We start from the raw sequence: 12,873 nt of genomic DNA on the forward strand, positions 1-12,873 counted from the left end.
GATACGGAGGCGTAAACGGGATGACAGGCAAAAAATGTTCCATCCCTCTACGGAAATGTGTCATTCCTTGTGAGTTGTTACAAATTACAGTGAACGTAGTCGTTTCTCGTAGGCCGGATAAGGCGTTTACGCCGCCATCCGGCAAGGTGCGCCTGACCGCCTGATGGCGCTTCGCTTATCAGGCCTACGAGGGAGGTCATTCGGGAAAATAAAAAAGCCCACGACATAGCGCAGGCTTTCACATCACTCGGGGTGATTACATGCGTTCTACGGTTTCAATACCCAGCGTATCCAGACCCAGCTTCAGGGTTTTCGCCGTCAGTTGCGCCAGTTTCAGGCGGCTGTTACGAATTTCTTCGTTTTCAGCGCTAAGGATAGGGCAGTGTTCGTAGAAGCCAGAGAACAGACCGGCAACGTCGTACAGGTAAGCACACATCACGTGCGGCGTACCTTCACGTGCCACAACGGTCAGCGTTTCTTCAAACTGCAGCAGACGCGCAGCCAGTTGGGCCTCGCGATCTTCGTTGATAATCACCTGCGCATTTGCCAGCGCGCTTTCGTCGATGTCTGCTTTGCGGAACACTGACAGGACTCGGGTGTAAGCATACTGCATGTACGGCGCGGTATTGCCTTCGAATGCCAGCATGTTGTCCCAGTCGAAGATGTAGTCGGTGGTACGGTTTTTCGACAGATCCGCATATTTAACCGCGCCGATACCAACGGCATTCGCCAGTTTTTCCAGCTCATCAGCAGACATGTCCGGGTTCTTCTCTGCCACCAGACGACGCGCACGTTCCAGTGCTTCATCCAGCAGATCGGCCAGTTTAACCGTGCCGCCAGCGCGCGTTTTGAACGGCTTACCGTCTTTACCCAGCATCATACCGAACATATGGTGTTCCAGCGGTACGGAGTCCGGCACATAGCCGGCTTTACGCACGATGGTCCAGGCCTGCATTAAGTGCTGATGCTGACGGGAGTCGATGTAATACAGTACGCGATCGGCATGCAGCGTTTCATAACGATACTTGGCGCAGGCGATGTCGGTCGTGGTGTAGAGATAGCCGCCATCTTTCTTCTGAATGATAACGCCCATCGGTTCGCCTTCCTTGTTCTTATACTCATCAAGGAATACGACGGTAGCGCCTTCGCTTTCAACAGCCAGGCCTTTCGCTTTGAGATCGGCCACAATGCCAGGCAGCATTGGGTTGTACAGGCTTTCACCCATGACGTCGTCACGGGTCAGGGTGACGTTCAGGCGATCGTAGGTTAACTGGTTTTGCGACATGGTAATGTCGACCAGTTTGCGCCACATTTCACGGAAGTACTCATCGCCGCCTTGCAGCTTCACAACATAGCTACGGGCGCGTTCTGCGAAAGCTTCATCTTCGTCGTAATGTTTTTTCGCATCACGGTAGAAACCTTCCAGATCGGCCAGCGCCATCTCGCCGGCATTTTCCTGCTGCTGTTTTTCCAGCCATGCGATGAGCATCCCGAACTGAGTGCCCCAGTCGCCGACGTGGTTAGCGCGGATAACATTGTGGCCAAGGAACTCCAGCGTACGCACCGCAGCGTCACCGATGATGGTGGAACGCAGGTGACCCACGTGCATTTCTTTCGCGACGTTAGGTGCGGAGTAGTCAACCACAACGGTTTGTTTAGCCGGTTGGGTGACGCCCAGACGATCGGAGGCCAGCGCCTGCTGAACGCGTTGCGCCAGAAATGCCGGATCGAGAAAAATGTTGATAAAGCCCGGGCCTGCAATTTCAACTTTGCTGGCGATCCCGTTGAGATCCAGATGAGTCAGCACCTGCTCAGCCAGTTGTCGCGGGGCCATACCCAGTTTTTTCGCGACAGCCATCATGCCGTTGGCCTGATAGTCGCCGAACTGTACTTTTGCTGACTGACGAACCTGCGGTTCGCAATCTGCAGGGGCGCCTGCAGCAATCATGGCCTGACTGACTTTTTCTGAGAGAAGAGCCTGAATATTCACCGGAATACCTTACATTTATGAAGCGGCTTAAAATTGACCGCACCAGTTTAAGAATTAAGGGCGGGAGTATACTGCAAATGCCCGTTGCCGTCAGCATTGCGAGTACCGCCAGCAGCCTGAAATATAAACATTGTTATTACGTATAATTATTCACATCGCGCTTAAGAAAATCAGCTGTTGGTTGGGGCAGCGCAACAGGGTAAATTAGCCGCTTTGAACAAGGATATGAGCTTTCATTATGGCGAACTGGCAAGCAGTTGCAGAACTGCATGATATTTCCGCAGATTTACCGCATTTCATTCAGGCGTTAACGGATCTTTCCACTCGACTTGGGCTGGATGTCTCATCGCTTGAAGCCGATCACATTTCTCTGCGCTGTCACCAAAATACCACCGCAGAGCGCTGGCGTCGTGGTTTTGAACAGTGTGGCGAATTGTTGTCAGAAAATATCATTAACGGCCGACCGATTTGCTTGTTCAAGCTTGATGAACCCGTTTGTGTGCAACACTGGCAATTTACGATCGTAGAACTGCCATGGCCGGGCGAAAAACGCTATCCGCATGAAGGCTGGGAACATGTGGAAATAGTACTGCCGGGTGACGTGGAGACGTTGAATGCACGAGCGCTGGCGCTGCTTTCTGATGAAGGATTGAGTCAGCCGGGGATTTTCGTGAAAACCAGCTCGCCAAAAGGAGAGCGTGAGCGTTTACCGAATCCGACGCTGGCGGTCAGTGATGGCTGCGTCACCCTCAAATTTCATCCGTGGTCAATTGAAGCGATTGTCGCAAGCGAGCAACAGGAGTGAGTGATGGCATTACTGGAAATCTGCTGTTACAGCATGGAGTGCGCACGCACCGCGCAGCAAAACGGTGCGGATCGCATTGAGCTTTGTTCAGCGCCTAAAGAAGGAGGCTTAACGCCGTCGCTGGGGGTGTTGCGCTCTGTACGCCAGCATGTCTCTATTCCCGTTAATCCCATTATCCGTCCGCGTGGGGGCGATTTTTGTTACACCGACGGTGAATTTGCCGCGATGCTTGATGATATCGCGATGGTCAGAGATTTGGGTTTTTCAGGGCTGGTGACCGGCATTCTCGATGTGGACGGGAATGTCGATATGCCACGTATGGAAAAAATAATGGTTGCTGCGGGCCCGCTAAATGTCACGTTTCATCGGGCCTTCGATATGTGTGCCAACCCATTAAATGCGCTGAATAAATTGTCCGATTTAGGTGTCGCCAGAGTGCTGACTTCCGGGCAAAAATCAGATGCAGCGCAAGGTTTAACAAAAATAATGGAACTTATTGCGCAGGCAGATGCTCCAATCATTATGGCCGGAGCGGGGGTTCGCGCCGCGAATTTGTCCCTGTTCCTTAATGCCGGAGTGCAGGAAGTCCACAGTTCTGCCGGAGTATGGCTGGCTTCACCCATGCGGTATCGCAATTCGGGGTTGTCGATGTCTTCGGATTCGCAGGCGGATGAGTATTCACGCTATGCGGTAGACGGGGCGGCGGTTGCTGAAATGAAGGCAATCATTGCGCACCACCAGGCCAGCTGATTTTTACCGTTGCATCATGTCGCCCAATATGATGCTTGCTCGTACCAGGCCCCTGCAATTTCAACAGGGGCCTTTTTTTATCCTTATTATGCCTGATGGCGGCGATGCCTTATCAGGCCTACTGCTCGGTAAGCGTAGCGCCACCGGGCAAACCATCACGGCTTACGCGCAATCAATACCGCACGCAGTGGGGCGGGGTAGCCTTCGATCGTTTTGCTGTGGTCGTTCGGGTCGAGGAAATCGGCTAGCGATTCGGTTATCATCCATTCGGTGCGACGCTGTTCTTCGGTAGTGGTCACACACACGTCGGCGATACGAACATCGACAAATCCGCATTTTTCCAGCCAGTTTTTTAACGCCAGCGCAGACGGAATAAAGTAGACATTACGCATTTGCGCGTAGCGATCGCCTGGTACCAGAACGGTATTTTCATCACCTTCGACCACCAGCGTTTCCAGCACCAGTTCTCCGTCTTTTACCAGTTGATCTTTCAACTGCCAGAGATGTTCCAGCGGCGAACGGCGGTGATAAAGCACGCCCATGGAGAATACGGTATCAAAGGCGTTGAGCGCCGGAAGCTGCTCAATACCCAACGGCAACAGATGTGCGCGCTGGTCATTGCCCAGCAGTTTACGCACCGCTTCAAACTGACACAGGAACAGCTGCGTAGGATCGATACCGACGGCCAGATGTGCCCCCGCGCCAATCATGCGCCACATGTGGTATCCGCTGCCGCAGCCCACGTCGAGAATGGTACGCCCGGTCAGATCGGATAAATGCGGCAGAACGCGATCCCACTTCCAGTCGGAACGCCATTCGGTATCAATATTGACGCCGTACAGCGAATATGGACCTTTGCGCCACGGCATGAGATGACGCATCAGCGTATCAATCCGTTTGATCTGCCCTTCGCTGAGCGGCTCCTCGCTTTCGGCAGTCACGCTATGCAGTAAATCCAGACGATGCGGCGTCAGTTCCGGCAGAAACTCGACGGCATTCGACCACTGCTTAAACAAGCCGTGCTGATCGCGCTGCCAGGTCGCGATTTGCGCTGGCAGCGTTTCCAGCCAATGGGAAAGATGGTTTTTGGCAATCAGCTGATAAAAGTTACCAAAGTCGATCATGCGCTAGCCTCAGCTTTCAATGCCACCAGAGAACCAAAGTTGAAGCACTGGAACCACAGTTCACTGTGCTCAAAACCTGCCTGATGCAGTCGCGCTTTATGCGTTTCGACCGAATCGGTGAGCATCACGTTTTCCAGCATGCTGCGCTTCTGGCTGATTTCCAGTTCGCTATAGCCATTGGCGCGTTTGAAGTCGTGGTGCATGTTGAACAGCAGTTCGCCAACTTTGGCATCTTCGAAGCTGAACTTCTCTGACAGCACCAATGCACCGCCGGGGTTTAACCCCTGATAAATCTTATCCAACAATGCCTGGCGCTCAGGTGGTTCAAGGAATTGCAGGGTAAAATTCAGCACCACCATCGAGGCGTTTTCGATAGTTATGTTGCGAATATCGCCTTCGACCACGTCAACAGGCGTGGGGGCTTTATAGGCATCGATGTGACGACGGCAGCGCTCAACCATGGCCGGGGAGTTATCGACGGCAATAATTTTGCAATTCTCATGATGAATATTGCGACGCACCGAGAGCGTCGCCGCGCCCAGAGAACAGCCCAGATCGTAGACCTGCGTGTTGGGTTGCACGAAACGTTCGGCCAGCATACCAATCATCGAAATGATGTTGGAGTAGCCCGGAACGGAACGCTGGATCATATCCGGGAAGACTTCAGCTACCCGTTCATCAAAGGTCCAGTCACCCAGACTGGCGATAGGCGCAGAAAAAAGCGTGTCGCGGTGAGACATAACGTAAAAATCCGGGAAAAATAAAGTGGCGTATTGTGCGCTAATGCAGGGAGAAAACCAACTCCCAGGGCATATACCAAAGATTCGCCAGCACCATGAGCAACAGTGAACACCAGGTGGCGCTCATGCCGGAACGGCGCCAGCGGAAAAGCCGGTGGTGGAATCCGTAATAATGCATCAGTCGCCCGGCTATCAGCATAAGCCCACAAAGATGCACCATCCACGTTTCAGCACCGTTCATTTCCATAAAAAGCAGCAGCACTAATGCAACGGGAATATATTCCACTGCATTACCGTGAATGCGGATGGCGCTTTGCAGCTCACTAAAGCCGCCATCACCATAGGCAACGCGATATTGCATGCGCAGGCGAACGACGTCAAAGGAGAACTTTATTAACAATAACGCACCCAGGACGGCATAAAGCGCGCTTACCATACAAACTCCCTTTTAAAATGGCTGCTGGCATTGACTATGATAGGTGGCATTTTCAGAAAAGAGAAGATTGCTGTGGAATCGAGGGCGCTGATCCGATCTCTGGCAGGGCACTACGTAAATCTGCCCATAGCGTGTCTACCAGCTCAGGAGCCTGTGCGATATCCGGCGTGTGCAAAAACAGATATGGCGTGGTGGTCTGTTGCCAGAGTGGCAACTTTGCCAGCCAGGCGGCAAAGAACTGCCTATTTTGTGTCATGTTATCACTACCGATAAAACGGATCATCGGGTGGTTTGCCGTGACTACCGCATGGACCGGGACCTTCGGTTTCTTACGTTGAGCATCGCGTATCGCTTCCGTGTGTGGGATCGCGGCATGGACCGGACGACTGTCTAAAATGACCCGATTAATCCCGCGTTCATGCAGACCCCGATTGAACTGGATCTCTGATTCACCTTTCGCAAAGAAATCCGGATGACGAACCTCGACACCGTAGGTAAACGTTTTAGGGAGGGCATCGAGGAATTGCCACAGGGCAGGGAGGTCACGCGGGCCAAAAGTCGCGGGTAATTGCAGCCAGTATTGTCCAATGCGTGATTCCAGCGGCGACATGCGCGCGAAAAATTCCAGTACCAGGTCATCACAATTACGCAGCGCAGCCTGATGTGAAATGGTGGCCGGAAACTTAAAACAGAATCGAAACGCATCGGTGGTCTGTGCATGCCAACGCGCAACAATCTCGGCTTTTGGCAGGGCGTACAGCGTGGTGTTGCCTTCCACGCAGTTAAAGTGGCGGGCATACTCTTCAAGGCTGGTGATCCCCAGACGCATCCATTTCGGGTGTGACCACTGAGGTAAGCCGATATAGATCATAACGCTTGCAGGATCTCGTCAACGCGACGTACACGGGCAATACGTGGGAAAATATGCGTCATGCTGCCCTGATGCTGGTCGGCGCTGGCGGCACTGCAGGCGTCTTCGGCAACGATCAGGCTAAAACCCAGCTCCCAGGCATTACGCGCGGTGGACTCGACGCCGATATTGGTGGAGATCCCGCAAAGGACGATGGTGTCGATACCACGACGGCGCAATTGCAGTTCCAGGTCAGTACCGTAGAATGCTCCCCACTGGCGCTTGGTGACCTCCAGGTCTGTCGCACATTTTCCCAGCGCTTGCGGGTATTCCCACCAGTTTTCGGGTAATGCTTTGGCCGGAGTCTGAGCATCAACCGGTTGTTTTAGCGCTTCGGCATAATCCGCAGACCAGCCGACACGAACCATCACCACCGGTGAACCGTTGGTACGGAATTTTTCCGCCAGTTGTGCGGCGCGCTCGACCACGTTGTTTGCCGAATGAGGTCCACCCGCGAAAGGCAGGATCCCTTCCTGTAGATCGATGACGACAAGAGCGGTTGTTTCTGCGTTCAGTTCCAGCATGGTGACTCCAGTAAAAAGATTTCCGTTACACCTTAATCGCGAATCTGTGTGAAAGGGGCGACAATTTTTGTTATTTTTTGTGAGATTACGCAATACCCGCTTAGGAAACATGCGTACAGTCAGTACCGGACTGAGAGTCTATCCCAGTAGGCTCTTATCGTGCGGCAGAATTTCCAGTATAATAGCCGCCTTTTTTCATTCAGTTGTGACATTCAGCTAAAGCTGCGACTTCGTCATCTGCCGGGCAGGTGACAATCCGCCTGCGGCAAAGTTAAGGGATATCTCATGCGTACAGAATATTGCGGACAGCTACGTCCGTCCCACGAGGGGCAGCAGGTGACTCTGTGTGGTTGGGTCAACCGTCGTCGTGATCTTGGTAGCCTGATCTTTATCGATATGCGCGACCGCGAAGGTATCGTGCAGGTATTTTTCGATCCGGACCGTGCGGACGCGTTAAAGCTGGCCTCCGAACTGCGTAATGAGTTCTGCATCCAGGTTACGGGCACCGTGCGTGCGCGTGATGCGAAAAACGTCAACGCCGATATGGCGACTGGCGAAATTGAAGTGCTGGCCTCCGATCTGGTCATTATCAACCGTTCAGATTCACTGCCGCTCGACTCTAACCACGTAAATACTGAAGAAGCTCGTCTGAAGTATCGCTACCTCGATCTGCGTCGCCCTGAAATGGCGCAGCGCCTGAAAACGCGTGCCAAAATTACCAGTCTGGTGCGTCGTTTTATGGACGACCATGGCTTCCTCGACATCGAAACGCCGATGCTGACGAAAGCGACGCCAGAAGGTGCGCGTGACTACCTGGTACCGTCTCGCGTACATAAAGGTAAATTCTACGCGCTGCCACAGTCTCCTCAGTTGTTCAAACAGCTGCTGATGATGTCTGGCTTCGACCGTTACTACCAGATCGTAAAATGCTTCCGTGACGAAGACTTACGTGCTGACCGCCAGCCTGAATTTACTCAGATCGATGTTGAGACCTCCTTCATGACCGCACCGCAGGTGCGTGAAGTGATGGAAGCGCTGGTGCGTAATCTGTGGCTGGAAGTAAAAGGTGTGGACCTGGGCGATTTCCCGATCATGACCTTTGCTGAAGCTGAGCGTCGCTACGGTTCCGATAAGCCGGATCTGCGTAACCCGATGGAGCTGGTGGACGTTGCTGATTTGCTGAAATCTGTTGAATTCGTCGTGTTCTCTGGCCCGGCTAACGATCCGAAAGGGCGTGTAGCGGCTCTGCGCGTACCTGGCGGCGCTGCACTTAGCCGTAAGCAGATCGACGATTACGGTAACTTCATTAAGATCTACGGCGCGAAAGGTCTGGCATACATTAAAGTCACCGAGCGTGCGAAAGGTCTGGAAGGGGTAACCAGCCCGGTGGCCAAGTTCCTGAATGCTGAAATCATTGAAGCCATTCTGGAACGTACTGGCGCACAAGACGGCGATATGATCTTCTTCGGTGCCGACAACAAGAAAGTGGTTGCCGACGCGATGGGGGCTCTGCGCCTCAAACTGGGTAAAGACCTGAACCTGACCGACGAATCCAAATGGGCGCCGTTGTGGGTTATCGACTTCCCAATGTTTGAAGACGATGGTGAAGGCGGTCTGACCGCGATGCACCACCCGTTCACCTCGCCGAAAGACATGACGGCGGCTGAGCTGAAAGCTGCGCCCGAAGATGCGGTTGCCAATGCGTACGATATGGTTATCAACGGCTACGAAGTAGGCGGTGGTTCTGTACGTATCCATAACGGTGATATGCAGCAGACCGTATTCGGTATTCTGGGTATCAACGAACAAGAGCAGCGCGAGAAATTCGGCTTCCTGCTCGATGCGTTAAAATACGGTACGCCGCCGCACGCGGGCCTGGCGTTTGGTCTGGATCGTCTGACCATGCTGCTGACCGGTACTGATAACATCCGTGACGTTATTGCTTTCCCGAAAACGACGGCTGCCGCGTGTCTGATGACCGAAGCGCCGAGCCTGGCCAACGAAGCTGCGCTGGCGGAACTGAGTATTCAGGTTGTTAAGAAGGCCGAGAATAACTGATATGGCATATAAACAGCCTGTCTCGGTGTTAGTCGTGATTTATGCAAAGGACACCGGGAGAGTGCTGATGTTACAGCGACGCGACGATCCTGATTTTTGGCAGTCGGTCACCGGCAGCCTTGAAGAAGGTGAAACCGCGTCGCAAGCCGCCCTGCGTGAAGTAAAGGAAGAGGTCGCCATTGATGTTGCGCGTGAGCAGCTGACCTTAATTGACTGCCAGCGCACGGTGGAGTTTGAGATTTTTAGTCATTTACGTCATCGCTATGCGCCAGGAATTGTACGTAATACGGAGTCCTGGTTTTGCCTGGCACTGCCCACTGAACGAGAGATCGTGTTCACCGAACATTTGACCTACCGTTGGGTTAATGCGCACGAGGCTGCACAGTTAACCAAGTCGTGGAGTAACCGGCAGGCGATTGAAGAGTTTGTAATTAACGTCGCCTGAGAAGGCGCGCTTTTTGGAGAGATTATTTATGGCAGGTCATAGTAAATGGGCCAACACCAGACATCGTAAAGCAGCGCAGGATGCTAAGCGCGGTAAGATCTTCACCAAAATCATTCGTGAGCTGGTGACGGCGGCTAAATTGGGTGGTGGCGATCCGGATGCCAACCCACGTCTGCGCGCAGCGGTTGATAAAGCGCTGGCAAACAACATGACTCGTGACACTCTGAACCGTGCAATCGCGCGCGGTGTGGGTGGTGATGAAGATTCCAACATGGAAACCATCATCTATGAAGGTTACGGTCCTGGCGGTACAGCCGTGATGATTGAATGTCTGTCTGACAACCGTAACCGTACCGTTGCAGAAGTGCGCCACGCATTCACTAAAACAGGCGGTAACCTCGGTACCGACGGTTCCGTCGCATACCTGTTCAGCAAGAAAGGCGTGATCTCCTTTGAGCAAGGCGACGAAGACGCCATCATGGAAGCGGCACTGGAAGCCGGTGCTGAAGATGTTGTAACCTTCGACGACGGCGCGATTGACGTATACACCGCGTGGGAAGAGATGGGTAAAGTTCGTGATGCGCTGGAAGCGGCAGGTCTGAAAGCGGACGCGGCTGAAGTTTCTATGATCCCATCCACCAAAGCGGATATGGATGCAGAAACAGCGCCGAAACTGATGCGTCTGATCGATATGCTGGAAGATTGCGATGACGTGCAGGAAGTTTACCACAACGGCGAAATCTCCGATGAGGTTGCAGCTACGTTAGAATGATGTGGTTAAGCCATAAAATAACAGGAGATGCGTGATGTCTATTATTCTCGGCATTGATCCGGGGTCGCGCATTACCGGTTATGGCGTAATCCGTCAGGTCGGCAGACAGTTGACCTACCTCGGCAGTGGTTGTATTCGCACCAAAGTTGACGATCTCCCGTCACGGCTGAAATTAATATACGCGGGGGTGACGGAAATCATCACTCAGTTCCAGCCGGATTATTTTGCCATCGAGCAGGTCTTTATGGCGAAAAATGCCGATTCGGCGCTGAAGCTGGGACAGGCGCGCGGCGTAGCGATTGTTGCTGCGACCAATCAGGATCTTCCGGTGTTTGAGTATGCTGCCCGACAGGTTAAACAGACCGTCGTCGGTATCGGCAGCGCAGAAAAAAGCCAGGTACAGCACATGGTGCGTACGCTGCTCAAACTCCCGGCTAACCCGCAGGCGGATGCTGCGGATGCGCTGGCGATTGCCATTACCCACTGCCATGTCAGCCAGAACGCCATGCAAATGAGTGAGTCGAGGTTGAATTTAGCGCGCGGTAGGTTACGTTAGTGACAAATGAGGCTGGATATCTATCCAGCCTTTTTTTATGATAGCGCATTACCTTTTAGCCCTTAACGCAGGAGCGTCATGTGATAGGCAGACTCAGAGGCATCATTCTTGAAAAACAACCCCCACTGGTTCTTCTGGAAACGGGCGGGGTAGGCTATGAAGTGCATATGCCGATGACCTGTTTCTACGAGCTGCCGGAAGCCGGGCAGGAAGCGATCATCTTCACGCATTTTGTGGTGCGCGAAGACGCACAGCTGCTGTATGGCTTTAACAATAAGCAGGAGCGCACGCTGTTTAAAGAGCTAATTAAAACCAACGGCGTGGGGCCGAAGCTGGCGCTGGCGATCCTCTCCGGCATGTCAGCGCAGCAGTTTGTCAATGCCGTAGAACGTGAAGAACTGGGGGCGCTGGTCAAACTACCGGGTATCGGTAAGAAAACGGCGGAGCGATTGATCGTCGAAATGAAAGACCGCTTTAAAGGACTGCATGGCGATCTCTTTACCCCGGCGGCAGATCTGGTGCTGACATCACCTGCCAGTCCGGTAACCGATGATGCCGAGCAGGAAGCGGTTGCTGCGCTGGTAGCGTTAGGCTATAAACCACAGGAAGCCAGCCGCATGGTAAGCAAAATTGCCCGCCCTGATGCCAGCAGTGAAACCCTGATTCGTGAAGCGCTTCGCGCTGCGCTGTGAGGTAGAGGATGATTGAAGCAGACCGTCTGATTTCGGCTGTCAGCACGACCCCTGAAGATCTGGTGGATCGTGCGATCCGCCCTAAATTGCTGGAAGAGTACATTGGTCAGCCGCAGGTGCGTTCGCAAATGGAGATTTTTATCCAGGCGGCGAAGCTGCGCGGCGATGCCCTCGATCACCTGCTGATTTTTGGTCCTCCGGGTCTCGGTAAAACCACGCTTGCCAATATTGTTGCCAATGAAATGGGCGTCAACCTGCGCACTACGTCCGGCCCGGTACTGGAAAAAGCAGGCGATCTGGCGGCAATGCTCACCAACCTTGAACCACACGATGTGTTGTTTATCGATGAAATCCATCGTCTGTCACCGGTGGTGGAAGAAGTGTTGTATCCGGCAATGGAAGACTATCAGCTGGATATCATGATTGGCGAAGGCCCGGCTGCGCGTTCAATTAAAATCGATCTGCCGCCGTTTACGCTAATCGGCGCCACAACGCGTGCGGGTTCGTTAACGTCTCCGTTGCGTGACCGTTTTGGGATTGTGCAGCGCCTGGAGTTCTATCAGGTGGCTGATCTTCAGCATATTGTTGGACGCAGTGCCCGCTTTATGGGGCTGGAGATGAGTGACGAAGGCGCGCTGGAAGTGGCGCGGCGGGCACGTGGTACGCCGCGTATTGCCAACCGTTTATTGCGTCGGGTACGCGATTTTGCCGAAGTGAAGCATGACGGCACCATCTCGGCGGATATCGCCGCCCAGGCACTGGATATGCTCAATGTGGATGCGGAAGGCTTCGATTATATGGACCGCAAGCTGCTGCTGGCCGTGATCGATAAATTCTTTGGTGGTCCGGTCGGGTTAGATAACCTGGCGGCGGCAATCGGCGAAGAACGTGAAACCATTGAGGACGTGCTGGAACCGTATTTGATTCAGCAAGGTTTTCTGCAACGTACCCCGCGCGGACGTATGGCAACGGTGCGGGCATGGAACCACTTTGGCATTACACCACCGGAAATGCCTTAAGCCCCAATAATGCCTGATGGTGCTACGCTAATCAGACCTACGGTATGATGTA

14 protein-coding genes are annotated in these 12,873 nt (G+C 53.3%); 8 read left to right on the forward strand and 6 right to left on the reverse strand.

Features of this window, described 5'->3' with window-relative positions; translation table 11 throughout:
• Nucleotides 1-256: 256 nt before the first annotated feature.
• Entirely contained in the window at nucleotides 257-1,990 is a 1,734-nt protein-coding gene (gene argS, locus IB196_RS09220; protein WP_188231692.1) for an arginine--tRNA ligase, read from the reverse strand.
• A gap of 238 nt (nucleotides 1,991-2,228) precedes the next feature.
• On the opposite strand from argS, the gene IB196_RS09225 reads away from it, so the two are divergent.
• Together IB196_RS09225 and cutC are read left to right on the forward strand one after the other, a co-directional pair.
• Entirely contained in the window at nucleotides 2,229-2,795 is a 567-nt protein-coding gene (locus tag IB196_RS09225) for a VOC family protein (protein ID WP_005127672.1), read from the forward strand.
• 3 nt (nucleotides 2,796-2,798) lie between these two features.
• Nucleotides 2,799-3,545 (forward strand): copper homeostasis protein CutC, encoded by a 747-nt coding sequence (gene cutC, locus IB196_RS09230; protein WP_005127671.1) that lies wholly within the window; start codon nucleotides 2,799-2,801, stop codon nucleotides 3,543-3,545.
• A 155-nt stretch (nucleotides 3,546-3,700) separates the two neighbouring features.
• Here the strand turns inward: cutC and cmoB are convergent, their stop codons facing one another.
• Genes cmoB through IB196_RS09255 form a run of 5 tightly spaced genes read right to left on the reverse strand, consistent with a single transcriptional unit; the run spans nucleotide 3,701 to nucleotide 7,279 of the window.
• Entirely contained in the window at nucleotides 3,701-4,669 is a 969-nt protein-coding gene (gene cmoB / locus IB196_RS09235; protein ID WP_005127670.1) for a tRNA 5-methoxyuridine(34)/uridine 5-oxyacetic acid(34) synthase CmoB, read from the reverse strand.
• The gene (gene cmoA / locus IB196_RS09240; RefSeq protein ID WP_005127669.1) at nucleotides 4,666-5,409 is read right to left on the reverse strand and encodes a carboxy-S-adenosyl-L-methionine synthase CmoA; all 744 of its coding nucleotides are present in this window, start codon (nucleotides 5,407-5,409) and stop codon (nucleotides 4,666-4,668) included. The genes cmoB and cmoA overlap by 4 nt, the downstream gene beginning before the upstream one ends.
• A gap of 40 nt (nucleotides 5,410-5,449) precedes the next feature.
• The gene (locus tag IB196_RS09245; RefSeq protein ID WP_003034689.1) at nucleotides 5,450-5,845 is read right to left on the reverse strand and encodes an MAPEG family protein; all 396 of its coding nucleotides are present in this window, start codon (nucleotides 5,843-5,845) and stop codon (nucleotides 5,450-5,452) included.
• A gap of 52 nt (nucleotides 5,846-5,897) precedes the next feature.
• Complete coding sequence (locus IB196_RS09250; protein ID WP_188231691.1) at nucleotides 5,898-6,716, reverse strand: DUF72 domain-containing protein; 819 nt, start codon at nucleotides 6,714-6,716, stop codon at nucleotides 5,898-5,900.
• Nucleotides 6,713-7,279, reverse strand: a complete 567-nt coding sequence (locus IB196_RS09255; protein ID WP_188231690.1) for a hydrolase — start codon at nucleotides 7,277-7,279, stop codon at nucleotides 6,713-6,715. The genes IB196_RS09250 and IB196_RS09255 overlap by 4 nt, the downstream gene beginning before the upstream one ends.
• Nucleotides 7,280-7,564: 285 nt before the next feature.
• Here IB196_RS09255 and aspS point away from each other — a divergent pair, with 285 nt between their 5' ends.
• From aspS to ruvB, 6 genes are all read left to right on the forward strand, one after another.
• Nucleotides 7,565-9,337 (forward strand): aspartate--tRNA ligase, encoded by a 1,773-nt coding sequence (gene aspS, locus IB196_RS09260; RefSeq protein WP_005120685.1) that lies wholly within the window; start codon nucleotides 7,565-7,567, stop codon nucleotides 9,335-9,337.
• Between the two features lies 1 nt (nucleotide 9,338).
• Nucleotides 9,339-9,782, forward strand: a complete 444-nt coding sequence (nudB, locus tag IB196_RS09265) for a dihydroneopterin triphosphate diphosphatase (protein WP_040232398.1) — start codon at nucleotides 9,339-9,341, stop codon at nucleotides 9,780-9,782.
• Nucleotides 9,783-9,810: 28 nt separating this feature from the next.
• Nucleotides 9,811-10,554, forward strand: a complete 744-nt coding sequence (locus IB196_RS09270; RefSeq protein ID WP_003833836.1) for a YebC/PmpR family DNA-binding transcriptional regulator — start codon at nucleotides 9,811-9,813, stop codon at nucleotides 10,552-10,554.
• 34 nt (nucleotides 10,555-10,588) lie between these two features.
• The gene (gene ruvC, locus IB196_RS09275) at nucleotides 10,589-11,110 is read left to right on the forward strand and encodes a crossover junction endodeoxyribonuclease RuvC (RefSeq protein ID WP_003034867.1); all 522 of its coding nucleotides are present in this window, start codon (nucleotides 10,589-10,591) and stop codon (nucleotides 11,108-11,110) included.
• A gap of 80 nt (nucleotides 11,111-11,190) precedes the next feature.
• Nucleotides 11,191-11,802 (forward strand): Holliday junction branch migration protein RuvA, encoded by a 612-nt coding sequence (gene ruvA, locus IB196_RS09280; protein WP_005120694.1) that lies wholly within the window; start codon nucleotides 11,191-11,193, stop codon nucleotides 11,800-11,802.
• Between the two features lie 8 nt (nucleotides 11,803-11,810).
• Nucleotides 11,811-12,821 carry a Holliday junction branch migration DNA helicase RuvB gene (ruvB, locus tag IB196_RS09285; RefSeq protein WP_005120696.1) on the forward strand — a complete coding sequence of 337 codons (1,011 nt, stop codon included), beginning with the start codon at nucleotides 11,811-11,813 and terminating at the stop codon, nucleotides 12,819-12,821.
• Nucleotides 12,822-12,873: the final 52 nt, after the last annotated feature.

This window comes from Citrobacter sp. C6_1 (assembly GCF_014596835.2).
GTDB lineage: Bacteria > Pseudomonadota > Gammaproteobacteria > Enterobacterales > Enterobacteriaceae > Citrobacter > Citrobacter pasteurii.